The organism is Caproicibacterium sp. BJN0003 (genome assembly GCF_026314295.1).
Taxonomy (GTDB): domain Bacteria; phylum Bacillota; class Clostridia; order Oscillospirales; family Acutalibacteraceae; genus Caproicibacterium.
The window spans coordinates 464390-487563 of sequence record NZ_CP111108.1; the positions used below are offsets into that span (position 1 = coordinate 464390).

Below are 23174 nucleotides of genomic sequence, written 5' to 3' on the forward strand. Positions count from 1 at the left end.
TGCAGATTGTCCAAAAATTAAAGGTATGAAAAAAGCAGCCCTCAAAAAAGGCTGCCTGTTTCTAAAATTGAGCATAAAAATACCGCCGAGCAATACGCCGGGCGGTTTAAACATTTATTTAAAAAATGGCTCTAATGGAATATCAGATTTAACATAAACAGCATCTATTGAGACGTCATTATAAACTCGAATTGTACTTTTTCCGCTTCTATAGATTTGAATTAGTGAGTTGTCTACATCGGTCAATAATGAATCTTTATCAAGGTTAGGAATGTGCTTTTCAATTGCTAAACATTGTTTATAAAAAATGTTTTCATCTGCTCTATTGCAAATATTATAGTCGCACATACTCTATTCCTCCAATCCTAGCTGCTTATTAACTGTTTTGTTAGGTTTAGCTGATGTCTTAACAATATCCGCTAAGGCTTCATCTCTGCTAATTCCTTTTCTCTTCATTTTATCTTGGACTGTCTCTTCAAAGCTTTTATTTGAATGTTCAATATCCAATGCTTTTCTCGTCTTTTGATCCCGCATTAAATCTCTTGCCTGAGTTCTATATCTATTTCGCAATTCGCAGGCTTGCCTTGCTTGCCCCTCGAGTGAAAGACTTTTATCGACGATTTCAGGTATTTTTTTATCATGAGCAATATACCACTTGCGAACAGTGACATTGTCAAGGGATTCAACAAAATCAGTTAATTCACTAAAGTCACTATTTATAACTTTTTCTTTGAACTGGTTTTTAATAACTTTCCATTTTTCAGGTTCATTATATCTCAATTTTTGAAAATCTTCAACGGTTTTAGAGAGAGTTGGTGAACCTAAAAAAGATGCGTATTTTTGGAATTCTTTTTTATTGACATATACAGCTTTTTGTGCCGTACTCCGTCCGAATCCAAATACCTGTTCCAGGTTTCGCTGGCGTTCGAGTCCTGTCTTCTGCGTAAAATCTTTCAAGATTGATTCCTGCTGTTTGAGTTTTACCGCTGCAGAGTTAAACTCCTGCTTCATGGCTTTTGCAGTGGCTTCATCTTTTGCGGACTTTACTGCCTCATCATATCCGGCTGCCTGCCGCTTGCTGTCACGAACGGCGCGTTCCATTGCCCGCTGCCGTTGGGTAGCATCGTAATAGCTCATTTTTTCGCCCTGATATTCGACGGTCTTGTTCTTGTATTCATCCAGCTTTTGCTTTGGATAAGCACTTTCGGATATTCCTTCAAAATATGGGTAAAAGTTGTGCCGGCAGTTCCATCCACAAAGGCCGTCTCCATATCCATACCGTGTGTTTTCCACAAAGTCAGGGTATTTCCGATTGTTTCCCGATCGGCTGAATACTTTACCCTGCCAGACAGCATGTTCCGGGCGTGCACCAATATGCGCCGTCGTTTCCACGAGATCGCATCCCATGTCATCGGCATAAGCAAGACTTACCTGTGCCGATGTTTGATTGACGCCGGTCATCACAGCGCGGCGGGTTGCAACGTCCAAACGGTCGTGATGGCCGGTAGGATACGTGATCCAGTTCCCGCCTTCAATAGCAGAACGTACTGCGTTGCGGATCGCTGTCGTGTAATCAAAAGCGCCGCTGTCAACCTGCATTTCTGCAATTGTTGCGGCATGGATATAAGCTTGCTGTGCGCCGCTGGCGGTCGTCTGAGTTAGGTTCTGCAGATATCCGCTTGTCTTGCGAAGACCAGCATTCAATACCTGCTGTGCTGTGGGTGACATGGCAAGCGGAGGAGGAGAAAGGCCGGCTGCTATGTAAATGGTACGATCGTAGTTGATCGCTTCCACTCCAAAGTCTTCGAATAACGCGCGGACTTGTGATTCTGAAGCTCCGCTGAATTTTGAAACTTCGGCGATTACCTCATTGTAAAGAAGGCCGGAGTCCTGTACTCTATCAATCTGCCATGCCGCTGTGTCTGTAATGCGTCCGGCTTTCATGATGCGCCGCACAATATCACGGATGATGATCTGATCAAGCTGACTGTACAAATCAACAATATCATCCGTGACGTGTTCAAGATATTCAGGTGGCAGCATTGTTATCACCAGACTGTTGTTTAAAATCAAACGGATTACTTAGACTGCTGGCAGCTTCATTCGCAATCTCTTTGGCATCCTTTTCGGTATAGTGTTCAAACTCAACCAAATAGCGCCAGAACGGGAATTTCCCAGCAGTAACATACTGCCAGTACATTTGCTTGCGCTGCTGTGGATCGTTGACGATACTGTCATCCCAATCATAGGCAGTTTGGTAACTTCCCTGCGGCGCTAATTGATACAGCGTCGCAAGTTTATCCATGGAATAAATAAGATCGTCCAGAGCGCTTTGCAGGGACTTCTGAATATCCCGTACAGTGGAGAAGCTGCGCTGCTTTGATGCCTGAATTTCTGTTGCAGTTTTAGCAACGTCCTGCGGATCGGATAGAGTTCCATAAGCAAGCCCGCACTGCATTTCAATCTGTTTCAGCATAGTATTCATGCCGCGTGCAAGACTTTCGTCTCGCAGTTGAGGTGCAAAGATTTCATAGAATGACTGATCCTGTGCACGAACGCTGTGTCCACGGTAAAGACGCTTATCGCGTTCCGGCATTTTAATGGTGCCGTCTAATTGGGTCTGCAGTAAATCATCTGCCGCATCAATAGCCAGTTCGCCGCCTTTAAACTCCCAGAGATATCTTCCATACTGCTCATCAAAGTTGTGTATGGTATCGACGGCATCCGCAAAGACTGAAGTCCCAAGTGGTGAATGCCGGTCCTGACGGTTTGCCTGCGGTACTCGGAAATAAGCAAACAGAGGACGATCAACCTCTTTAATTTGCATATCCGGTGTAAGCTGCGCCCATTCCGGCACGTCGGACAGGGCAATAGGAGTTCCGATGGATTCGGAAGAATGACTTTGGAACGCTCGGTTTTGAATGGTATAGGTTCCGTTTGAGTATTCATGATGCTCTGCACGGGTAAAGATATTGTTTTTACGCTTGATTTGCTCAACAAATACACAGCCGGTCATTTTCCCAGAAGTGTCAAATGAGGTAGGAAAGAAGTCGTCCCCCTGCACTGAATCAATTACAATCTGGTTATTACTCACATATGGTTTAAATACAATGCCGCCCAGGGCGCATCCAAATTCTATATAAGCGCGGATATCAATTAGAAAGTTTTTAATCTGTTCCTGCAGAAAGTCCGCACGCGGAGATCCGGTTATATCAACTTCCATCTCCAACGTAACCAGCCTGGCAAATTCAGAAGAGATAATGACGGGCAATTTGCAGCTGTGCAGTCCTGTCTTTTCGTTGCACCAGGGACCACCATCTTCATACATTCGCGCCCAAAGATCAATGGCTGCACTCATCTTTTCAGACATCATCACGTCTTGCTCGGTATTTTGATCAAATATCTGATTGAGCATTGATCTAATCCATTTCAATAACTTTTTGAACATTTAAATCACCTCGCTTTCCAGTCAGCCCAACGGAACTCACGTGCTAAAACGGTATAGCAGAAGTACCGCATATCATCCATGGCGTGATCGTTTTCTTTGATAACTGTATCTGAGTTTTGCTTTTCATCCCATCGGTATAGTCCAAATTCCCGGATAATATCTTTACAGGATTCGTGAAACTGCAGCATGCCTGCGTGGAGCAGGGAAGAAGTTACTCTGATACCGTCAAGAACGTCATTATCTGCAGCCCAAACACTGAACTTTCGATGTCTCCGGATGCATTCAAGAAATGATGCGGCCGAAGGATCAACAATAACTTTTCGTATGTAATACCCAGCGGCCAGTTTTTCGAGAGCTTCGTAGTATTCCTCATCTGTCCACTGGCCTTCTTTGCGCCCGTCATGGTACCATTCTTTTACTCGGGTAGCTTTGTGATCCTGTACGCACCATAGTCCCATACTACAGGGATTGAGAGTACCATAATCGATACTGACAAACCATTGCCCATCCATACCGGCGAGTGATCCGTGCCGAATAAAAGAGTCTGGACTATCAGTGAACATAGGATAAACTCTACCTTCGGCAACAACCCACAGGCCGAGAATATAGCGATCATAAAAGACGCCGGTATAACTGCTGTAATACTCCTGCTTTTTTTCTTCGCTCAATGAGGGATTATCGTCCAGCAGGAAATGCAGGTGCAGGGCGTTATGTTTTTCGGGATGCAGCACCCAGTCTTGATAGAACCAGTGCTGTGGCCCTTCCGGGTTACAGTTGAACCAGTATTTTGAACCGTCCACACTGCAGCGGGCAAGCGCCTGATTCACAAATGATTCAGGCATTAAGGCCACTTCATCCAGCAGCACTCCGGCTAATGTGATGCCTTGAATCAGCTGATAGCTGGATTCGTCTTTTCCTCCGAAAATATAAAAATGATTGCTTTTATTTCCACGGGAAACAGTAAGCACATGATTCGCAAAGTGAATTTTGAATTGCTGCTGTAGATAGCGAATTCCCATTAGTGGGCGGATAATGTTGCGTTCTGCCGAAACGACGGTTTTGCCGCAGATTCCAAAATTCTGTCCGTTAAAGCTGCCCATTGCCCAAAGGACAAATGATAAAGACATCACGCAGGTCTTGCCGGCACGAACGGCGCCATCACAAATAAGCGCAGAATATTCAGAGTAAGGGAAAGTGAGAATTTGCTTTTGCTTTTCAGAAAAACTCATTTTTTCTCGAACTCCTCCTTCAGTGATTTTGTAATTGGATCATCTTCGACGGCAACGGTAGACTGCTGTGCTTCTGGATGTTCAGACCAGCCCTTAAAATTGTTTGCAAGGCTGAACTTTGCACCATTGCTTCCGTCTTTATCGTAGAGCCTTGCTTCCGCGTATTCTTCGCATCTGGACTTTGCGCGCGTAAGCGTGTCATTAAATGCTTTACTCCTTGCTTGGTAATTAAGAAGCGCCTGCCTGGAATTGAATCCTAAAGCAAGCGCTAAGCCTGTTACAGTGGGGGGCTTTCTGTTTAAAATGATAGGATAGCCGAATTTATTAAGAACGGGATTTCCTGTTTTTAAGTCAATTAGAGGTGCACCTTGGCATTCCTTAAAATACTGATCAATCGCTTCCTGCATTTCTGTGGCATTTTTATATTTTCTAGGACGTCCAACAGATTTCATTCAGGACCACCACCCGGAGGGCGCTGACCAATCAGCATCAAGTCAGTAGCCCATTGTGCCCGAAGGCGACGAAGATCAGCCTCTTGCTGGATAGAACGATGGGGAAGACACTCAAGATTGCGTATCTGCTTATCGAGGTCGATCCGGTGATGCGGATCCAGCGGGCAATAGGGGAGGGCACACGCTGGAATGCCGGTCTTTATAGTGTTATTCTGCGGACAACGATCACATGGCAGCATGGTGCCACCTCCTTAAAAATGAGTATAAAAAAGGACGGCCTGAAGGTCGTCCAAAAACAAATCCATTTTTAGCTATTTGACTGTTGTATTATAAAAACTTTTAACTTCATCTATAAATGGTTCCATAATTTTAAAGGCATCAATTGCCTCTTTGATTTTTGGCCTGTAATTAGTTTCATAGGCTTTTAAAATATGGACATTATTTCTCAAACGATATAAACTAACGATTTTGTCTTTTGTATTTTGTGAAATTATGCCTTTACTGACGGCAAAATCCGTCTTAAGATCTATTGTTTCTAACTTTATTGGCTTTTTGACCATTTTTTTAGTACATGGCAGATAGTTCTGCGATTTATATGTGACTTTCAATACTTGCATTATAGACTTGTTTAAATGGTACTCTGTTCGCAGATACTTTTTTTGAAAATCATTTTTAAAATATTTTTCAATCGTATATTCGAGGATTGCTTCATATATGGAAGCGTACTGTATAATTTGAAATTTTAAAATAGCATAATACTTAGCCTTTGATAACCTAAGTCCGCTCATAATTTTATACATAAAACGAGCTTGATAAAAAGCTTCCCCTAAATGCTTTACTATATTAGTATCATGCAGAAAACTAAAATAGTTTTCAAACCATTGTGATGGATAGTCAAATTCGTCTCTTGAGGTTTTATTGGGTATAATATCCAAATTACAATAATTTACAACCGCTTTTCTAACTTTTTCGTCTAACATTTTCTTATCCCCTTTTTACATAATATCCATTATATAGACGAAATTCAAGAATAAATTCGCATAAAAGTGAGTGTCAATTTTTGAGTATAAAAATGGTGCCAGCCACCAAAGGGGAGGGCGCTTGAAACATTATTTGTACAGTCTGTTAATTATTTCATTGCTTCCTTTAATTCCGATGTTATCTCTTGGGCATCTTGAGTGGCTCCGATACAAATAACCTCCGTAGACACGATGTCTCTGTGATCATATATATATTTGCCATTTTTATAATCCCTTGCACTATTGCTTGAACGACGGAAATCGGTAATTCGCTTTTCCAAGCCTCTGCCGGACTCAGTTGCACAACCAAAGCAAATTACGTTCCCTTTAGGATCCTTGAATCTGTAAAGTCCAAAAACACCTTTTAATTTTGATAAATCTGCGCTATCCAAAATACCTATCGGTTTCCAGCAATTATTCCATTCCGTAACCGTTTTACCATGAATTAGTATTTTCATGCTTTTTCTCCTTTTTCCTTTCATAATATTTCCAATTATTGAAAAAGTAAAGAGAGATCCTATATTTCTACATAATGCAACAAAAATGGTTGCAGACTTTGTAAAGTAAAAGCACCTAGCTTATTGACCAGGTGCTTTAGGGGGTAGGAAAAAGACTATTTGTCTTGTAATCGGTTTATAGCTGTTTGGTAATACTGCCGGTCAAATTCCCAGCACACATAATTTCGCTGGGATTGTTTGCATGCGACCGCAGTCGTTCCGCTTCCGCAGCAGCTGTCGAGGACGAGTTCGCCCGGGTTCGTGTAAGTTTGAATCAGGTAGTCAAATAGCGCTACCGGCTTTTGGGTTGGATGTAGGCCGCGCTCGCACTTGATTTCCAATAGCTGACGCGGATAATGTACGAAGCAGGTTTCTGTGTCATGGGATAGACTGTTGTCCATGCGGTAAACAGAGTCTCCATGGGCGGGAATCTTTTTGCCGTTTCTTTTGATTGGTTTGTCCAAAATAATTAGTCCCTGTGGATTGTAAGTGGGAAGGTGCTTGTAAAATACACACACTTCTTCAATACACCGCAGGGGCATTCTTTTGGCGTTGGCGAATCCGGTCGGCTGATTTTTGTACCAGTACCAGCAATACCGAAAAAGTTTTGGTTGACTGCTGATAAGCTGCGTCGTGAAAGGCTGGCATCCGGTTAAACAGATTGCACCGTGATCTTTGATGACTCTGAGATATTGTTCCCATAGTTGATCAAACGGCAAAAGGCTGTCCCAGCGACACCCCGTGATCCCATACGGGAGATCGGTGAGAATCATGTCTACACTGTGATCGGGCAGCCGGTGCATTCCGGCAATGCAGTCTTCGTTAAAAATATGATTGATATAGTTTTCCATGTGTAATCTCCTTTTTGTCAGAGACCCGCATGGCCTGCACTAAAAACGGTATAGAAAAAGGAGCTTCTTTTAAAAGCCCCTCTCTGCGAAATTCCGTAATTATATGTTAGCACACATTGATGCCGGAGTGATCATGAGAAGCTTTGAGTCATAAAGAGAAATGTCGAGAAATTGGGAGTGTTTTCAGTTTATCCAGCTAAAGACCTCTTGCGGAGATAAATCAGACAACTCTTTTAAAAGAGAATCTGCTTTTTGACTGACCCATCCGGCGTCACAGTATTCTGTATCGGCGGCAATTTCTTTCCATGCTGGACGACGCCCACTCCACTTTTCACGCTGACGCCGATCTTTCGGACCCATATATGCCAACTCTAGAATCCTTCGTTCAGCTCGTCCCAATGTCCCTAATGCCACTCGGCACCAGTCACGCTGTTCCTGTAGGCGAGAGATGCGCTTTTGACAGGATTCAATCTGCCGGTCAAAATAGACGGTATTATCCCGCATGGCTGCGTTTGCGGTTTGATCGCTGGTGCTGCCTTTTCCAGTTGGTAACCCAGAGAGGATGGGGGAGGAAAGAGAAAACTTTCCGCGCTCTTCCTGACAGTGCCTGATCGTTGCCAATTCTTCATCAATCATTTGAGGAATGTCGTAATATTTCTGCAAAAGTTTCTTGATCTGATCTGGCGTCATTGGTTCCATTCAAAACATTCCTCCTAATTTCAGTCTACAATAATTTCTCGGAAAGCCCATCCATTTGGACGGCAGTATTTTTCGATGAATAACCTTCGGCGGTATATGTAATCTCTTTGGAGCCTCCGTATAGCCTTTGATTTCGTTTCTATGGCTTCTATGGTTCCATTGCGGTAAGTTATGAGAAAGTCGGGAGTGTAACGCGCTGAGGGCAATTTTAGGCCGCAGTACTCGCTTTTCGGAAGCAACTCAAAACTTTTGTGTAACTCTATATCAATGATCTGCCCGCTTAGAATTTTCGGAAGGAGATCGGTTATGTAAAAGTTGCGTTCCAGCTGACTGTCAAATTCATCGGATCGTTTCGGTTTGCAGTGCTCTTTTTGCTCATTTTGCTTTTGACGTTCTTTTATTTGCCGTTCTAGTTCGGCACGGACAGCCGGACCAAGTTGACTTAAGTCGTCAATTCTCATGGAAAAACGTTTCTCCCATTTTGCATTTCTTTTTTGCGCCGAAGGAGTTCGGCCTGAATGATTTCAATTTCTGAATTGGCAGCGGATACCGATTCCTTTTTCCCAAGTTGCCGGTTAAAATTGAGCGCTTCTTTGAGACTATCAATGCGGTGCTGAAGCCTTTCAACAGGGAGTGTATGGTAATCAAGACTCATTTTTCATAACCTCCAATTTTGGCAGTATGTATTTTTCAAAATCCAGCCGTTCGCTGTCAGAGAGAGGACACCAGTCCGCAATCCCCTTCCAGTGTTTGTAGCGCTTATACAGCGGCAGAACGGCCGGGTGGTTGATATTGACCCGAAACCCATATGGATTGTGTTCCAACAGCAGCCCGGTTTCTGCCGGATCGTTATTATAAATCATGGGTCATTTCCTTCATACTGTTTTTAAGATATTCGTCCCAATCATTTGTTATTCCGTTTTGGGGCTGAGGGATTTCCTTCTGACCCTGTGACCTGGAAAGCCATGAATTAATAAATTTTTTGATCCCGCTTTTCGTCTTTCTGCGGCTTGGGTTGGTATCACACCAACCTTTCATTTTCCGAAATTCCTGTTTAATATCGACTGCTGGATATAACGCTCTCCATTCCTCAATCTGGCGTTCAGTAACCTGATATTCGGAATTATCACGAAGAATAAGAGAGATGAATGGAGGAGAGGCGGGTGAAACCGCTTTTGCGGTTGAACCTATCTGTTCTATACTCTTCTCTCCTTTACTCTTCTTTCCTTTACTTTGGGGATTAATTTGCAAATTAACGGCATTATTTTCTAAATTAACATTGGTTTTCTCTGAATTTACAGTTTTAAAGGTAACCTTATTAAGAATGCTGGTTGGAACGTCTTTTTTATCAGATGAATCCAGTAACCAGTATTCTTTTATGATCTGTATTTCTTCACGGGTAGATACTGCACGTATGTACCTGCGCTGGATACCCGCCGATGTCAAAATGCCGAACATCTGAAAAACCCCATTATTGAAAATGGAACGTCGCAGACACCCTTGCACCACCTGCGTTATGTTCTCGGGGACGATCCCACAACCGACAGCGTCAGCCATGAGGAGGCAGGAATCTTTGTCCCACACTTTGTAATATCCAGTCGTGCGATAAATATCGCACAATAGAGAGATCACAATTAGGATCCCTTTTGATCCGAATTCGGCTTTAATCAGCCGGATTTTATCATCTTGGAGAAAATCAACATCAAGAGGAAAATAATCAATCCCGTCCTTAGCAGGACGAGCCATAAGATCACCTCCCGAATAAGAGCCTGTACCACAATCCACCCACCCGGCTCTGTGCCTTGCCTTCTGCGAAAACGGTTATGGTTCTTTGACCTCTCCGGTTTCTTCGTCGACTTCAACGCTTTCCGCTTCGATGTATTCAGTAGGAACGCTGAACATATCGTCGGAAATCTCAGTCTTAATGGTTTCATCTGCTGACATTCCACGGACAAATTCGGTCTTTAATGGAGCATATTTGAGGGCACGTTTCAAAACAGTTTTCTTTGCCATTTCTTCAAAGTTGGTTGACCAGGGGGAATAGCTGCTGCTGTATGCTTTGCTGTATCGTTTAGCAAAGGCGCGTACGTCATCGACGCTCATTACTTCAAATCCATATCCGCCGTCTTTTGTCTTGAACATGCCGTAGAAATAAACAGCGTTTCCTTTGTCGGCGTCTTTGCACGGTACATGGTGAAGCTTTGGTTCAAGCCCCAATTCATAGTCGAATTCATCATGTTCGTAAACGGTGTGCGCTTGGATAACGCTGATTTGGCCGGATCTGTATGCAAGGTCAATTAACCCTTTATAGCCGAGTTGAAACTGGCATTCCAGAGTCCCGTGATTTTTATATGGAATCAGATAGGCTTGCCCTAAAGGGGTATTCGGTTCAACGCCGAGCTGTGCGGCAGTCATCATTGCGCCGAGGAAAGACTGCGGTGTTGTTGCTCCCAACTGCGGATTGGTAGAGAGAGCCGATAAAATAATTCTGGTAAAGCGTTCCGGCGTCAAAACGGAAGGAAGGGCTTTCTTGATTTCTCCCTGCATCTTTTGAATGTAGGTTTGAATAGTGTGCTTTTCGACTTTCGCGGTTGCTGTGCTTTCAGTAGCTTTTTGGATGGAGGTCATTTTGAATTCTCCTTTATATCAAATTTTCTGAATGTTGATTCTTTGAGATAGGAATGGAGGTCTATTTCCGGATGATCGGAAGCAAATTGTTTGAGATTAAAACTGCTCCTGGTTTGTGGCTTCCAGCTGACGGTATAATTTCTGCATATTCCTGACTCGCGCTCTCCAAGCTCACTTTGCAGCGCCTGTTTATATTGATTGAGTTCTTGCTGATAGGACTTAATGAGATCTTTGGTGCTGCAGTATTGCTGAATGAGGTTATTACAGGTCTGCAGATCTGCCGGCCCTTTTGCTGGATCACTGTTTTGAAAGATGGTTTCGAGTGTTTCACTGGTAGGGGGGAGGCCATCTACCGGAGGCGGTATATTTGGGACAACATATGTATTCCAGAAGTTGGATTCCGCTTTCATCAGCGCGTCAATCTCGGCTTGATCACGTTCGATCGTGAACCATTTGAATCCCTGTCCCAAAATCACGCATGCTAAATACCAGCGGTCCCATCCGGTCACGGCCAGATAATGAACGCACTGGACGTAATAGTTTTCCGGGAATTCTCCATTTTTGAACTTTTTAAGGTTCATAACATTGGTGGTCTTGCATTCCAGTCCTGCACGTTCCCCGACGACTGCGCGGTCAATGTTCGCATGGGCGAACGGAAATGACTTGCCGCGGAAAAAATCAGTCCGGCGCCGCACTCTTTTTCCGGTTTCTCCCATGAAACGGCTTGCAACATACTGCTCCAAGTCCCGACCTTGCCGCATGGCTTCGTTGTCCGGTTTGTCCGGAAGTTTACCGGTCTTATCCGCCCAAAGCATATATGGAGTCACATAATGGTTTAAACCAACAATGGCGGCGGCATCGGAACCACCGATTGACTTACGACGCTCAGACAACCATTGCTTGTGCGTTAACTTCAAAGCAGATACTCCCTTTCTATTGTGATGGGCATCCAGTTTCCGGAATAAAACCAATCGACTAGCGTTTTGACAAATTCCTGTCGGCAGTCGCCTATGTTTTCAGAGCAATCGAATGTGATTCCACAGCGAAGCATGGCATAGGGAAGAGCGTCATCTGCGGACACAGTCGTTCCTCTTTCTGGACCGATCCCTTTGTAAGCGACGATATTCCGCTTGACAAATCCTTTATTCTGCGGTACTTTTAAATTATCGGTAGCTTTGTTTTCCGCCCGAGTGTTGGTAGCGCTCTGGGCGGTATTTTTATATTCGGACATTAGTACATCTCCATTTTTAGTCTTTAGCTTTTTTAGCAGCGTTTCATTCAGACCCTGTGATTTTTGTAGTAGTTCTTGATATGCCTCTAAAACTTCTGTATTGTCGCTTTCCCGAGCGGCACTCAACGCGTCAATGGCTGCTTTTAAAATTTCTTTGTCATGCTCAAACACATTATCGGGTTCATTCTGGTCAATAAATGAATTTCGATCTTTTATCAGGTCTTTAAGGCCATCAATGATTTCAGGTGTTTCCATTGGATTTCCTCCTTATCACGTTCAAAATGTCAGCCGGATTATTTCCAGATGATCGACAAGCACAGATCAGTGCTTCCTTGAGTTCTGTGGTTGTCCATGTTTCTGGTTCATATTTTCTCAGGACGATACAATCACCATCCACAAAGATTTCCACCGAGTCACCATTTTTAATGCCGCGAGTCTTGCGGATTTCCTTCGGGATTACAATACGACCGAGATCGTCAATTCTGCGGACTATTCCTGTTGCTTTCATTAGTACCACCTCCATTCTTCACGATTTTGTGTTTTTTTGCGATCAATTTGCCTTTGCTCGTGAGCCCAATTACGAATGGCCTTTTTGCGGTAACATTCAATCGAGATTGCTTTGACGGCACGGATCGCAATTGTGATTACCGCGACGAGGCCGATATACTCAAATAGATTCATGCCGATTCCTCCTTTCTAAACTTGTCCTCTTCCGCTACCGGTGGTATTATTTGGGCGGGGAGGAGGTGATAAGAATGAGTGCACAAGCTAAAATACATTGTTTTAATTGCGGATATGATTATTATGCTTACAAATCTGAAATGCGCAAAGAACATGTTGTTAATTGTCCTCACTGTGGTGCTAAAATGGATGAGCACATGTGGGAGATGATTATCAATGCTGTCTGCGTAGTGGACGAAGTAAATTACCATTTCCGCAAATACCACAGTGAAAGAAATGAAAACCAGTTTGCAATCAATGCTGAAAGCCACGAAGTTCCCTTAGAAAAATTCAGATTCGAGAAATAGCAATATCATTAGCAACGTAGTCTAAAAGATCTTTCAAAACCCCTGGTGTGGCGTCCAGATTATTTGCAGTAATCGTGGACGCTATTTCTTTACACACAGAATGAAATTTGCTGTCTCCCATAAACGCACTTAGGGTTTTACCTGATTCCATATGTTGTTCAATATTCATAAAATCTTCTCCCTCCTTTTTCAGGTTAATTAGGGCTTGTCCACGTTTGAAAATTTAAACGTCCTGGTTCTTTAATTACTTTTCCTTTTTCTTAGCTTCTTCTTCCATCTTTTCTATACACGCTTGGGCGATGAGATGATAGGCGGGAAGCGTTGTCTCATTAACAGGTACTACATATCCGTCCATCGATTCTCTGATGGTTCCGTCTTTCATGCGATTAGTAATATGTACGGTTTTTCCCCCGAGTTGCATATACATAAAATCACCTCCCAAAATGTATATGATTGCTGGATTGTCCGACTTTACGCCGATTTTTCGGTTAAGCCACTTCTTGCTTTACCCGATCACGTACGTTTGCCATGCCTTCGGCAAATGTAGTTAATCGGTCTTTATCATCATCAGAGAGCTTATTATAAATAGCAGCTAAGTTCTTAAGAGCTTTTCTTTCCAAATCGGTCATTGCATTTTCACCTCACTTTTATCTCTTTTGCAATATTATATTATCACTATAGTAATTAAATTGCAATACTTTATTGAAAAAGTTTAATAAAAATATTGCTTTTGTAATATTTTAAGATATAATAATATCTGAAGGACGTGATATAATGACTATTGGAAGTCGAATTAAAGAAATAAGAGTATCTCTTGCAATGAGTCAAAAAGAATTCGGATCAAGAATTGCGGTTGCTCAAACATACTTGTCTCAAATTGAAAATGGAGAGAGAGAGGCAACTGACAAAATCATCATATTAATTGCTCAAGTGTTTGGTGCAAATGAAAATTGGATCAGGACTGGAAAAGGAAAAGCCTTTCCAGACCCTGATCCAGCTGAGGAAGTAGCTGATTTTTTAGGTAAAGCATTAAAGGATGAAAATAGTTTTAAAGCACGATTTATTTCAGCTTTATCCCGTCTCAATGAGTCAGACTGGGAAGTTATAAAAAAATTTGCAGAAGACTTACAAAAAAAAGACGATGCATAAGCATCGTCCTTTTTCATATCCAACTCTCTAAAAATTGTATTAATAATTTCAATTGTCTGTTAGTTGCCCCTTTTAACTCCTTTTTAATTTCATCCATTAACAATTGTCTTAATTCCATTTATCCCCATCTCCAAAAATCCGCACATTTGTTCCGGTAGCGTGCTTTTATTATAGAACGTCTATTCGACCAAATCAACTAAAAAATCGACTAAATTTAGAATAACATTTTTGTATGGGACAAATTTGGGACATGAGATTTTAAATTGATGGTAAATTGGAAATAAAGTATTGCATGCTGTCATATATTGGGATATATTGTAAATATCTATAGTTAAAGGAGAGATATTTATGAAATGCCCAAAATGTAATGCTGACTTAGGAGATCAAGATTTTGCTTTTTGTCCTAAGTGTGGGGAGAAGCTCCCCGGCAAAAGTGAGCAAGAGAATCAATCCGAGCAAGGGTCTGACACTACTAGCCAGACAGATTCTAAAACTTTTGAAAAGTACCAAGATCCATCAGATAAAGTTGCTAAGCCTAAAAAGAAATACGTATGGATAGTTGTATTGGTTCTTGTTATTCTCCTTTTATTTATTTTAATTAGAGCTTGTTCGGGTGGTGGAAAGTCAAATAATAACTCTGGGGCTTCATCTGCATATTCCAAAGACATTAGTACGTCTTCTGCGGAAAAAGTGGATTTGCAGAGCCTTTCAACTTCACAACAATGCTTTTATTTTGCCCCTAAAAATGCCTATTCAAAGGAAGATAAAATCTACGGAAGTTATGCTTTTGAAGTGACAAACACTTTTGATGTTCCAATTATGGTTTCTAGTTATACAGTGGATTTTGTTGATGCTTCTGGAACAATTTTAGGTCACGATGACAACGCTAATTTAATTCCGCATATTTTACAACCGGGAGAAAAGGGGTATTGTGGGAGTTTTGCTAGAGCAATTACTTCTGATCCTGCAAATGTTTCTCAGATGAAAGTGACACTAAATGTTGAAAGAACTAATAAAAAGGTCGAGATGTTTGACTTTGAAAACGTTAATATGCTATATTCACAAAATGATGTCAAAGCAACAGGGACTGTGATAAATAATACTTCTTCGGATTCAAATAATATGACATCAATCGTAGTTGTATGTTTTGATAAGGACGATCATTTAATTGGGGCACAATTTGCTGCAGTTAACAGCAAAATTGAAAAAGGAAAAAGCGCAACATTTGAAGCGAATTTTTCTAATACTAATTTGACAAAAGATAAAGTAGCAAAGGTTATGGCTTTCGGATATGCTAGTCAGTTGATAAGATAAATTAAATAAAAAACCGCCCTCCGGCGTTACCAGCACCAGAGAGCGGGATCAGAGGTGATACTTTGCAGCAATCGTCGTTTTCCCATGTTGGGTGTTATGTCCGTGTGTCAACGGAAAACCAATTAGAGAATTATTCCATACCTGAGCAAAAAGAGCGGTTAGAAGCCTATTGCAAAGCGAAAGGATGGAGAATATATAAGATCTATCCGGATGCCGGATTTTCAGGTGGAAATACTGACCGTCCGGCGCTACAACAGATGCTAAAAGATATACGCTTACGCCGGCTTGATATGGTAGCAGTCTATAAACTTGACCGTCTGTCCCGTTCTCAGAAAGATACACTGACTTTGATAGAGGATGAGTTTATCGCGAACGGTGTGGAATTTGTCAGCATGTCAGAAAATTTTGACACGTCAACCGCGTTTGGGCGTGCCATGATTGGAATCCTGTCTGTCTTTGCACAGTTGGAAAAAGACCAGATTACGGAGCGCTTTACGATGGGCCGCATCGGGCGCAGTAAAGCCGGATATTTCCATGGAGGGGGAAATGCTCCGCGGGGATATGATTACATCGACGGAAAATTGGTTGTAAACGAGTTTACGGCAAAGCAAGTGCAAGAGGTTTATCAAAAATTTTTGGCTGGCGAATCCGTCAACTCGATTTATAAGTATATGCACAAAAAATACGGTGGTTGGAATTCATCACGAGCCGTGCTTAACACTTTAAAAAACAGTGTGTACATTGGAAAAGTGAAATTCAAGGGAAAGTCTTATGATGGAGTACAGGATCACATCGTATCAGACGCCGAGTATCATCAAGTACAAAAACTGCTTAGTTCATCAGCGCGGGAAGAAGCCAAAACCAGCGCCCAGAAAACACCTTTTCGAGCGGGGTATCTTTTATCCAGTCTCGTCTATTGTGCTCGCTGCGGGGCGAGATACAGCGCTAATCATGGGTATTATAAATGCTATTCCCGTTCTAAGAGCAGTCAGAAATTTATAACTGATCCGAATTGTAAAAATACCAATTACAAAATTGAGGAATTAGATGAGGCCGTAATTGCGCAAATAAATCGTTTGCAGTATGATAAAGATTATTTCAATGAAGTGGTTGGAAAGCCTAGGAGTACGAAAGATGAGACCAAAGCGTTATCAGATAGACTTGCGGAATTGGATCGGCAGATATCCAGGATGCTTGATCTGTACCAGGTAGGAACAATTCCGATAGACCAAATCTCTTCTAGGCTGCAGGAGCTGCAGAGTAAACGGGATACCGTAAAAGAGAAACTGATATCTGCACAACAAGGGGCAGACAACGGACGAAAAGAAGATTTTATAAAGGCCTTAAAATCTGCAGATGATATCCTTGCTTCTAATTCGCTGGAGAAAAAAAGATTACTCTTATCTACCATGATAGAGTCTATTTGGATTGATGGAGAGTCCGTAGAAATTAGCTGGAGAATCTAGTACAAAATTGTGACATCTATGTGCATGGGATTTGGGTGCAATGCGGCCGGAATTGTCGGGTGCCGAATTATTGATTCCCCAAGAGAGAGATTACTCGCAATTTTGACAAATAATTTTGTACCATGTAACGGTAGATTTCCAACGCTGATTGCGATCATTACCATGTTTTTTATTGGTGCGGCGGGCAGTACAGCTTCTTCTTTCCTTTCGGCGCTGCTTTTGACCGCTGTGATTGTGCTAGGAGTCCTTGTAACTTTGTGGGTTACGAAATTGCTTTCTAAGACGCTTTTAAAAGGAATTCCTTCCTCATTTACACTAGAGATGCCGCCTTATCGAAAGCCGCAGATTGGAAAAGTAATTGTACGTTCTATTTTTGACCGAACCCTTTTTGTTCTAGGAAGAGCGGTTGTAGTGGCAGCACCTGCCGGCCTTATCATTTGGTTGATGGCAAATGTTACCGTTGGAGGAGTGAGCCTTTTAAATCACAGTGCAGCTTTTCTCGATCCATTTGCAAAGCTTATGGGATTAGATGGCGTGATTTTAATCGCGTTTATTTTGGGATTTCCTGCAAATGAAATTGTAATTCCAATCATTATCATGGCATATATGGCAAAGGGAAGTATTTTCGAATTGGGCAGTTTGCTGGAGATGAAACAGCTGTTTGTTGCAAATGGGTGGACTTGGCAGACTGCAATTTGTATGATGCTTTTTTCCTTAATGCATTGGCCTTGCTCAACAACACTTTTGACCATTCATAAAGAGACTGGCAGTAGAAAATGGACAGCACTGGCGGCGCTGATCCCAACTGCTCTCGGAATTCTCAGCTGTATGGCATTTCATTTGATTACAATCCCATTTTTGTAAAAGTCAGAATACACATATAAATTCACCGGCTTAGGAATGTTTTTTCTAAACCGGTGAATTTTATATTGTAGAACACAAATCAATCAAATTTGGACTGCCGGCCTTGTCGATCTTGGTCATCGCGGGAATAACTGTAAAAACATCTATATTTAGCCGGGAATTTATCAGTTGTTTGTTCGTGCTTTTTCGTTTTTCTGCTTTATTCCTGCAACCTTTTGTGATAAAATAAAAAAATATGGCATACCGTGATTTTTCACGGGAATCATTGTTACAATGAGTCGATCTGAAGGTCGGCGGAACGGGGGAACGAATGTCAAAGGTCATCAGAGTATTTGTAGAAAAAAAGCCCGGATTTGATGTTGCGGCGCAGCAGATGCGGAAGGATCTTGTGGAAAATCTGGGACTTAAAAACCTCGAAGAATTGCGGCTGATCAACCGTTATGATGTAGAGGGACTTTCCAGGGAGGATTTTGTACGCGCACGGGATCAGATTTTTTCTGAGCCCAATGTGGATAACGTTTATGAAGAAATCTATCCTGTGCCGGAGGGCTTTGAAATTTTTGCAATGGAATATCTGCCGGGACAGTATGATCAGCGTGCTGATTCCGCTGCCCAGTGTGTTCAGCTTTTAACCCAAGGAGAGCGGCCGCAGGTCGTAACTGCTCGTGTGGTTGCGGTTAAGGGAAAGCTTTCTCAAGAAGACCTTGATAAAATCAAATCCTATATGGTAAACCCTGTCGAAAGTCGTTTAGCTTCTCTCGAAAAGCCGGAAGATCTCAATCTTCGGGCAGAAGTTCCGGCAAATGTTGCTCGAGTGACGGGCTTTACAATATGGGACGAAGAGAAGCTTAAGGAATACTATGACTCCATGGGATTTGCCATGAGTTGGGAAGACCTTTGCTTTGTAAGGGATTATTTTAAGAAGGATGAAAAGAGAGATCCTTCCGTTACGGAGCTGAGGGTCATTGATACCTACTGGAGCGATCATTGCCGCCATACGACATTCAGCACTCGTCTAAAGAAGATCGACGTTCAAAAATCAGCGGTTAGTAAATCGATTGAAGAAGCGGTCAAGCTTTATTTTGATACTCGTAAAGAAGTATATGGAGACCGTGATAAAACGGTTTCTTTGATGGATATGGCCTGCATCGGAGCAAAAGCTTTAAAAAAGCGTGGCTTGATTCCGGATTTGGATGAGAGTGAAGAAATCAACGCCTGCTCGATCGAAGTTCCGGTCACGATTGACGGAAAAACTGAGCAGTGGTTGGTACAGTTTAAGAATGAGACCCATAATCATCCGACGGAAATTGAGCCTTTTGGCGGTGCGGCAACTTGCTTAGGCGGTGCAATCCGCGATCCGCTTTCCGGCAGAGCTTATGTTTATCAGGCGATGCGTGTTACCGGCAGCGGAGACCCCCGTACTCCGTTTGAGAAAACACTGCATGGAAAACTTCCGACACGAAAAATTACGACCGGTGCAGCCCAGGGCTATTCGTCTTATGGCAATCAGATTGGTCTTGCTACCGGACAGGTGCAGGAACTTTATGATCCCGGCTATGTTGCAAAGCGGATGGAAATCGGTGCTGTTATTGGGGCGTCTCCCAAGAAGAATGTCGTGAGAGAAGAGCCGCAAGCAGGTGATGTGATTGTTCTTTTGGGCGGCAGCACCGGCCGTGATGGAATCGGCGGCGCAACGGGATCTTCTAAGGCACATACAGAAGAAAGTGTAGAAGAGTGCGGTGCGGAAGTACAAAAAGGAAATCCGCCGACAGAACGAAAGCTGCAGAGAATGTTCCGCAGACCCGAAGTTTCTACGCTGATTAAACGCTGCAATGATTTTGGAGCCGGCGGCGTTTCGGTTGCAATCGGAGAGCTGGCCCCCGGATTAAAAATTGATCTTGATAAAGTACCGAAGAAATATGAGGGCCTTGATGGAACAGAACTGGCGATTTCCGAAAGCCAGGAACGCATGGCCGTCGTTTTAGCACCGGAAAATGTTGATGCATTTATTAAGGCTGCCGGAGAAGAAAACTTAAATGCTAAAATTGTGGCGGTCGTCACAGAAGAGCCGCGTTTGCAGATGTTGTGGCGCGGAGATGAGATCGTCAATATCACCCGTGCATTCTTGGATACGAACGGCGTTACACAGGAGACAGATGTAGAAATCTGTGCACCAAAGGGCGGAGATGATCTTTCGAAGGTAAAGGCAAACGCCTATCGCGAAATCGTTCCGCAGGAACTTTGCGGAAAGCCTCTTTCTGAAGCATTTGAAGAAAACCTCTGCCGCCTCAATGTTTGCAGCCAGAAAGGGCTTTCGGAACGCTTTGATTCTTCCATCGGCGCTGCAACAGTGTTGATGCCGTTTGCAGGAAAATTTCAGTTGACGCCGGAAGAAGCGATGGCAGCAAAACTGCCGGTAGAAGGTGAAACGGATGATGCTACGGCAATGGGCTATGGCTATATTCCGGGAATTTCAGAGTTTTCTCCGTTCCATGGAGCACAATGGGCAGTCGTAGAAAGCCTTTCGAAACTTTGCGCGATCGGTGCAGATCCATTAAAAGCACGGCTGACCTTTCAAGAATATTTCGGACGGATGACAGAAGACGCAAAACGCTGGGGAAAACCGACAGCAGCGCTTTTGGGCGCTTTGACCGCACAGTTGAAACTTGGACTGCCTTCCATCGGTGGAAAAGACAGCATGTCCGGTACTTTTGAAGACTTGGATGTTCCTCCGACTTTAGTAAGCTTTGCAGTTGCGATGACAAAAGCAAGCAAGACGATTTCGGCAGCATTACAAGGAGCCGGCCATAAATTGGTGCTGATTTCATTGCCGCAGGATTCCGAGACTGGATTGCTGCCCAATTTTAGCGGCATTCAAAAAGTTTATCAGACGGTTCATCAGATGATGGAAAAAGGAGAAGTCGTTTCCGCTTCCGTTGTCAAAGAAGGAGGCGCAGCAGCTTCTGTTGCAAAAGCTGCTTTTGGCAATAAGATCGGTGTTCGCTTTGCGAAAGAAGCCGAAAATGAAACACTTTTGTTCCGTCCGCACAGCGGAGACCTAATCTTGGAACTCAAAGAAAATATTTCTTTGCCGCAGGGGGCAGTTCTTCTTGGAGAGACCACAGAAGAGTCTGTAATCGAACTGCAGGGACAAAAGATGGAAATTGATTCTTTGATTTCCCACTGGATGGGAACTCTTGAGAAAATTTTCCCGAGTCATGCGAATGAACAGCCGGTTCAGTTTACAGTGCCGCTCTTTACACAACGCAATCAGAAAGCGCCGGCGATTAAAACGGCCAAGCCCAGAATCTTCATTCCGGTATTCCCTGGTACTAACTGTGAATATGATTCCGCAAAGGCATTTCGTCGCGCTGGCGGCGATCCTCGGGTATTAGTGGTTAAAAACCTTTCTGCTTCGGGAATTGAAGAGACAATCCATAAAATGGAGCAGATGATCAATGAAAGCCAGATTATTATGCTGCCAGGAGGATTTTCTGGTGGTGATGAACCGGATGGTTCCGGTAAATTTATTGCGACTACTTTCCGCAATCCGAGAATTGCAGAAGCAGTTTCTCGCTTGCTGGAGCAGCGGGATGGCTTGATCTTGGGAATCTGCAATGGGTTCCAGGCGTTGATTAAGCTGGGACTTGTTCCATATGGAAAAATTACGGAGCCCAGCGAGGAAGCTCCAACCCTGACTTTTAATACGCTGGGCAGACATGTTTCCCGAATGGTTTATACGCGTGTTGCCAGTGTAAAAAGCCCATGGCTGTCGGGGGTAGAGGCAGGAGATTTGTTTACGATTCCTGTTTCTCATGGAGAAGGACGTTTTGTAGCAAGCGATGCTGTGATGAAGCAGCTGATTGAAAATGGACAGGTTGCTACACAGTATGTAACGCCATGCGGAATTCCTTCTGGGAGCGTCGAATGGAACCCCAATGGTTCTGATTGTGCAGTTGAAGGCATCACCAGCCCCGATGGCCGTGTGTTTGGAAAAATGGGCCATTCTGAGCGCAGAGGAGAAAACCTTTATCGGAATGTTCCGGGAGAAAAAGATCAGAAAGTGTTTGAATCGGGTGTAAAGTATTTTGGATAAGTATTTAAAACGTACTTGGGCAGAAATTGACCTGGATGCGGCAGAATATAATTATCATGCAATCCGCAGTGCACTGCATCCGGGGACTAAGATGTGCTGTGTCGTAAAGGCGGATGCTTATGGACATGGTTCCGAAGTGTTGGCTCGTCTTTATGAGAAACTGGGTGCTGATTGGCTGGCAGTTTCCAATTTGGAAGAGGCTATCCAGCTGCGAAACGAAAAAGTGCATCTGCCGATTTTGATTCTTGGCTATACGCCGCCTAAGATGGCGGGACAGCTTTGTGCTTTAAATATTTCACAGGCATTGCTTTCTGAAGAATATGCCGAAGCATTGAACCAAGAAGCGGTTCGGCAGGGGACAACCGTTCGCTGTCATGTAAAATTAGATACCGGCATGAGCCGAATTGGGTTTGTTTATCAGCAGCCTGAGCGCGATGGAGCTTCGCTCGACGCGATCGAGCGTGTCTGTAATCTGCCGGGTTTGATTCATGAGGGAATTTTTACCCATTTTGCAGTAGCGGATGAAGGAGAAGCAGGAAGAGCATTTACAGAGCATCAATTTGCATGCTTTTCCGGTGCAATTAAAGAACTGGAGAAGCGTGGAGTTACTTTTAGGCTTCACCATTGCGATAATTCGGCAGGTGTTACGGAATATCCGCAGATGCAGCTTGATATGTGCCGTCCGGGTGTAATCCTTTATGGAATGCAGCCTTCTTCTGCCCTACAGAATCCGCTGCAGTTAAAGCCGGTGATGGCGCTTAAAAGCGTAATTTCACTTGTCAAGACACTCGAAGCTGATACGCCGCTCAGCTATGGCTGTACCTGCAGAACAAAGCAAAAAACAGTGGTGGCAACCGTGCCGATCGGCTATGCAGATGGCTATCCTCGGATGCTCTCCAATCAAGGAGAAGTCTTGGTACATGGCCACCGAGCAAAGATTCTTGGAAGAGTCTGTATGGATCAGCTGATGATTGATGTAACCGGAATCGAAAATGTTCATGCGGATGATGAAGTGATACTGATTGGCGACGAAGGGAAAGAAAGTATTTCTGCAGCAGAGATTGCAGACCTTTGCAAGACAATCAATTATGAAATCACCTGTGATATCAATAAGCGGGTATCAAGGGTTTATCTGAGAAATGGAAAGCCAGTTTCCGTAACAAATCTTATTTGCTGAACTTGATCATAAAAAATGCTCTCTGC

The 23174-nt window shown here is 43.2% G+C and carries 27 protein-coding genes and 2 pseudogenes; 8 read left to right on the top strand and 21 right to left on the bottom strand.

Translation table 11 applies throughout. From position 1 onward, the window contains the following. Positions 1–114: 114 nt before the first annotated feature. Genes OP489_RS02195 through OP489_RS02215 form a run of 5 tightly spaced genes read right to left on the bottom strand, consistent with a single transcriptional unit; the run spans position 115 to position 5129 of the window. Positions 115–348, bottom strand: coding sequence for a hypothetical protein (locus OP489_RS02195; RefSeq protein WP_266162745.1), 234 nt, complete (start codon positions 346–348; stop codon positions 115–117). Positions 349–351: 3 nt separating this feature from the next. Beyond that, positions 352–2043, bottom strand: coding sequence for a phage minor capsid protein (locus OP489_RS02200; RefSeq protein WP_266162746.1), 1692 nt, complete (start codon positions 2041–2043; stop codon positions 352–354). Next, positions 2030–3415: a capsid protein gene (locus OP489_RS02205; RefSeq protein ID WP_266162747.1), complete on the bottom strand. Its 1386-nt coding sequence runs from the start codon at positions 3413–3415 to the stop codon at positions 2030–2032. Before OP489_RS02205 ends, OP489_RS02200 begins: the two co-directional genes overlap by 14 nt. Before the next feature lie 38 nt (positions 3416–3453). Further along, positions 3454–4677, bottom strand: a complete 1224-nt coding sequence (locus OP489_RS02210) for a PBSX family phage terminase large subunit (protein ID WP_266162748.1) — start codon at positions 4675–4677, stop codon at positions 3454–3456. After that, positions 4674–5129: a terminase small subunit gene (locus tag OP489_RS02215; protein ID WP_266162749.1), complete on the bottom strand. Its 456-nt coding sequence runs from the start codon at positions 5127–5129 to the stop codon at positions 4674–4676. The genes OP489_RS02210 and OP489_RS02215 overlap by 4 nt, the downstream gene beginning before the upstream one ends. A gap of 83 nt (positions 5130–5212) precedes the next feature. On the opposite strand from OP489_RS02215, the gene OP489_RS02220 reads away from it, so the two are divergent. Further along, positions 5213–5440 (top strand): hypothetical protein, encoded by a 228-nt coding sequence (locus tag OP489_RS02220; protein ID WP_266162750.1) that lies wholly within the window; start codon positions 5213–5215, stop codon positions 5438–5440. Here the strand turns inward: OP489_RS02220 and OP489_RS02225 are convergent, their stop codons facing one another. From OP489_RS02225 to OP489_RS02285, 13 genes and pseudogenes are all read right to left on the bottom strand, one after another. Next, positions 5441–6109 (bottom strand): hypothetical protein, encoded by a 669-nt coding sequence (locus OP489_RS02225; protein WP_266162751.1) that lies wholly within the window; start codon positions 6107–6109, stop codon positions 5441–5443. It lies immediately after the preceding gene. A gap of 149 nt (positions 6110–6258) precedes the next feature. Then, the gene (locus OP489_RS02230) at positions 6259–6606 is read right to left on the bottom strand and encodes a hypothetical protein (protein WP_266162752.1); all 348 of its coding nucleotides are present in this window, start codon (positions 6604–6606) and stop codon (positions 6259–6261) included. A gap of 155 nt (positions 6607–6761) precedes the next feature. After that, the gene (locus tag OP489_RS02235; protein ID WP_266162753.1) at positions 6762–7496 is read right to left on the bottom strand and encodes a DNA-methyltransferase; all 735 of its coding nucleotides are present in this window, start codon (positions 7494–7496) and stop codon (positions 6762–6764) included. A 183-nt stretch (positions 7497–7679) separates the two neighbouring features. Continuing rightward, positions 7680–8195 (bottom strand): hypothetical protein, encoded by a 516-nt coding sequence (locus OP489_RS02240; RefSeq protein ID WP_266162754.1) that lies wholly within the window; start codon positions 8193–8195, stop codon positions 7680–7682. Positions 8196–8215: 20 nt separating this feature from the next. Continuing rightward, a complete protein-coding gene (locus OP489_RS02245) occupies positions 8216–8656 on the bottom strand; it encodes a DUF1064 domain-containing protein (RefSeq protein ID WP_266162755.1) in 441 nt (146 codons plus the stop codon). Further along, on the bottom strand, positions 8653–8850 hold the full coding sequence (locus OP489_RS02250) for a hypothetical protein (RefSeq protein ID WP_266162756.1): 198 nt from the start codon (positions 8848–8850) through the stop codon (positions 8653–8655). Before OP489_RS02250 ends, OP489_RS02245 begins: the two co-directional genes overlap by 4 nt. Continuing rightward, positions 8840–9058, bottom strand: coding sequence for a hypothetical protein (locus OP489_RS02255; protein ID WP_266162757.1), 219 nt, complete (start codon positions 9056–9058; stop codon positions 8840–8842). Before OP489_RS02255 ends, OP489_RS02250 begins: the two co-directional genes overlap by 11 nt. Then, the gene (locus OP489_RS02260) at positions 9048–9941 is read right to left on the bottom strand and encodes a DUF4373 domain-containing protein (protein ID WP_266162758.1); all 894 of its coding nucleotides are present in this window, start codon (positions 9939–9941) and stop codon (positions 9048–9050) included. Before OP489_RS02260 ends, OP489_RS02255 begins: the two co-directional genes overlap by 11 nt. 75 nt (positions 9942–10016) lie before the next feature. Then, positions 10017–10823 carry a recombinase RecT gene (locus OP489_RS02265; protein WP_266162759.1) on the bottom strand — a complete coding sequence of 269 codons (807 nt, stop codon included), beginning with the start codon at positions 10821–10823 and terminating at the stop codon, positions 10017–10019. Continuing rightward, a complete protein-coding gene (locus OP489_RS02270) occupies positions 10820–11740 on the bottom strand; it encodes a YqaJ viral recombinase family protein (RefSeq protein ID WP_266162760.1) in 921 nt (306 codons plus the stop codon). The genes OP489_RS02265 and OP489_RS02270 overlap by 4 nt, the downstream gene beginning before the upstream one ends. Continuing rightward, complete coding sequence (locus OP489_RS02275) at positions 11737–12309, bottom strand: hypothetical protein (protein WP_266162761.1); 573 nt, start codon at positions 12307–12309, stop codon at positions 11737–11739. The genes OP489_RS02270 and OP489_RS02275 overlap by 4 nt, the downstream gene beginning before the upstream one ends. A gap of 103 nt (positions 12310–12412) precedes the next feature. After that, a pseudogene (locus OP489_RS02280) lies at positions 12413–12562 on the bottom strand (AbrB/MazE/SpoVT family DNA-binding domain-containing protein); the annotation flags it as partial. Next, complete coding sequence (locus OP489_RS02285) at positions 12562–12735, bottom strand: hypothetical protein (RefSeq protein WP_266162762.1); 174 nt, start codon at positions 12733–12735, stop codon at positions 12562–12564. The pseudogene OP489_RS02280 and the gene OP489_RS02285, both read right to left, overlap by 1 nt. A 74-nt stretch (positions 12736–12809) precedes the next feature. On the opposite strand from OP489_RS02285, the gene OP489_RS02290 reads away from it, so the two are divergent. Then, complete coding sequence (locus OP489_RS02290; protein WP_266162763.1) at positions 12810–13082, top strand: hypothetical protein; 273 nt, start codon at positions 12810–12812, stop codon at positions 13080–13082. On the opposite strand, the gene OP489_RS02295 is transcribed toward OP489_RS02290, so the two are convergent. From OP489_RS02295 to OP489_RS02305, 3 genes are all read right to left on the bottom strand, one after another. Continuing rightward, positions 13066–13251, bottom strand: coding sequence for a hypothetical protein (locus OP489_RS02295; RefSeq protein WP_266162764.1), 186 nt, complete (start codon positions 13249–13251; stop codon positions 13066–13068). The two genes, OP489_RS02290 and OP489_RS02295, sit on opposite strands and share 17 nt — an antisense overlap. Positions 13252–13326: 75 nt before the next feature. Next, complete coding sequence (locus tag OP489_RS02300) at positions 13327–13509, bottom strand: BOW99_gp33 family protein (RefSeq protein WP_266162765.1); 183 nt, start codon at positions 13507–13509, stop codon at positions 13327–13329. Between the two features lie 61 nt (positions 13510–13570). Further along, positions 13571–13711, bottom strand: coding sequence for a hypothetical protein (locus tag OP489_RS02305; protein WP_266162766.1), 141 nt, complete (start codon positions 13709–13711; stop codon positions 13571–13573). A 145-nt stretch (positions 13712–13856) separates the two neighbouring features. Between OP489_RS02305 and OP489_RS02310 the strand changes: the two genes are divergently transcribed. The 6 genes and pseudogenes from OP489_RS02310 (at position 13857) to alr (ending at position 23148) form a co-directional block, all read left to right on the top strand. Further along, complete coding sequence (locus tag OP489_RS02310) at positions 13857–14231, top strand: helix-turn-helix domain-containing protein (RefSeq protein ID WP_266162767.1); 375 nt, start codon at positions 13857–13859, stop codon at positions 14229–14231. 348 nt (positions 14232–14579) lie between these two features. After that, a complete protein-coding gene (locus OP489_RS02315) occupies positions 14580–15545 on the top strand; it encodes an FxLYD domain-containing protein (RefSeq protein ID WP_266162768.1) in 966 nt (321 codons plus the stop codon). A 104-nt stretch (positions 15546–15649) separates the two neighbouring features. Continuing rightward, positions 15650–17011: a recombinase family protein gene (locus OP489_RS02320; protein ID WP_266162769.1), complete on the top strand. Its 1362-nt coding sequence runs from the start codon at positions 15650–15652 to the stop codon at positions 17009–17011. Positions 17012–17014: 3 nt separating this feature from the next. Next, a pseudogene (locus OP489_RS02325) lies at positions 17015–17875 on the top strand (nucleoside recognition domain-containing protein); the annotation flags it as partial. Positions 17876–18185: 310 nt separating this feature from the next. Then, positions 18186–21971 (top strand): phosphoribosylformylglycinamidine synthase, encoded by a 3786-nt coding sequence (locus OP489_RS02330; protein ID WP_266162770.1) that lies wholly within the window; start codon positions 18186–18188, stop codon positions 21969–21971. Continuing rightward, complete coding sequence (alr, locus tag OP489_RS02335) at positions 21964–23148, top strand: alanine racemase (RefSeq protein ID WP_266162771.1); 1185 nt, start codon at positions 21964–21966, stop codon at positions 23146–23148. Before OP489_RS02330 ends, alr begins: the two co-directional genes overlap by 8 nt. Positions 23149–23174 lie beyond the last annotated feature (26 nt).

Bases quoted from the DNA above. Each gene is read 5' to 3' on its own strand.
- OP489_RS02195 (WP_266162745.1), bottom strand. From the start codon at position 348: ATGTGCGACTATAATATTTGCAATAGAGCAGATGAAAACATTTTTTAT.
- OP489_RS02200 (WP_266162746.1), bottom strand. From the start codon at position 2,043: ATGCTGCCACCTGAATATCTTGAACACGTCACGGATGATATTGTTGAT.
- OP489_RS02205 (WP_266162747.1), bottom strand. From the start codon at position 3,415: ATGCTCAATCAGATATTTGATCAAAATACCGAGCAAGACGTGATGATG.
- OP489_RS02210 (WP_266162748.1), bottom strand. From the start codon at position 4,677: ATGAGTTTTTCTGAAAAGCAAAAGCAAATTCTCACTTTCCCTTACTCT.
- OP489_RS02215 (WP_266162749.1), bottom strand. From the start codon at position 5,129: ATGAAATCTGTTGGACGTCCTAGAAAATATAAAAATGCCACAGAAATG.
- OP489_RS02225 (WP_266162751.1), bottom strand. From the start codon at position 6,109: ATGTTAGACGAAAAAGTTAGAAAAGCGGTTGTAAATTATTGTAATTTG.
- OP489_RS02230 (WP_266162752.1), bottom strand. From the start codon at position 6,606: ATGAAAATACTAATTCATGGTAAAACGGTTACGGAATGGAATAATTGC.
- OP489_RS02235 (WP_266162753.1), bottom strand. From the start codon at position 7,496: ATGGAAAACTATATCAATCATATTTTTAACGAAGACTGCATTGCCGGA.
- OP489_RS02240 (WP_266162754.1), bottom strand. From the start codon at position 8,195: ATGGAACCAATGACGCCAGATCAGATCAAGAAACTTTTGCAGAAATAT.
- OP489_RS02245 (WP_266162755.1), bottom strand. From the start codon at position 8,656: ATGAGAATTGACGACTTAAGTCAACTTGGTCCGGCTGTCCGTGCCGAA.
- OP489_RS02250 (WP_266162756.1), bottom strand. From the start codon at position 8,850: ATGAGTCTTGATTACCATACACTCCCTGTTGAAAGGCTTCAGCACCGC.
- OP489_RS02255 (WP_266162757.1), bottom strand. From the start codon at position 9,058: ATGATTTATAATAACGATCCGGCAGAAACCGGGCTGCTGTTGGAACAC.
- OP489_RS02260 (WP_266162758.1), bottom strand. From the start codon at position 9,941: ATGGCTCGTCCTGCTAAGGACGGGATTGATTATTTTCCTCTTGATGTT.
- OP489_RS02265 (WP_266162759.1), bottom strand. From the start codon at position 10,823: ATGACCTCCATCCAAAAAGCTACTGAAAGCACAGCAACCGCGAAAGTC.
- OP489_RS02275 (WP_266162761.1), bottom strand. From the start codon at position 12,309: ATGGAAACACCTGAAATCATTGATGGCCTTAAAGACCTGATAAAAGAT.
- OP489_RS02285 (WP_266162762.1), bottom strand. From the start codon at position 12,735: ATGAATCTATTTGAGTATATCGGCCTCGTCGCGGTAATCACAATTGCG.
- OP489_RS02290 (WP_266162763.1), top strand. From the start codon at position 12,810: ATGAGTGCACAAGCTAAAATACATTGTTTTAATTGCGGATATGATTAT.
- OP489_RS02295 (WP_266162764.1), bottom strand. From the start codon at position 13,251: ATGAATATTGAACAACATATGGAATCAGGTAAAACCCTAAGTGCGTTT.
- OP489_RS02300 (WP_266162765.1), bottom strand. From the start codon at position 13,509: ATGTATATGCAACTCGGGGGAAAAACCGTACATATTACTAATCGCATG.
- OP489_RS02305 (WP_266162766.1), bottom strand. From the start codon at position 13,711: ATGACCGATTTGGAAAGAAAAGCTCTTAAGAACTTAGCTGCTATTTAT.
- OP489_RS02310 (WP_266162767.1), top strand. From the start codon at position 13,857: ATGACTATTGGAAGTCGAATTAAAGAAATAAGAGTATCTCTTGCAATG.
- OP489_RS02315 (WP_266162768.1), top strand. From the start codon at position 14,580: ATGAAATGCCCAAAATGTAATGCTGACTTAGGAGATCAAGATTTTGCT.
- OP489_RS02330 (WP_266162770.1), top strand. From the start codon at position 18,186: ATGTCAAAGGTCATCAGAGTATTTGTAGAAAAAAAGCCCGGATTTGAT.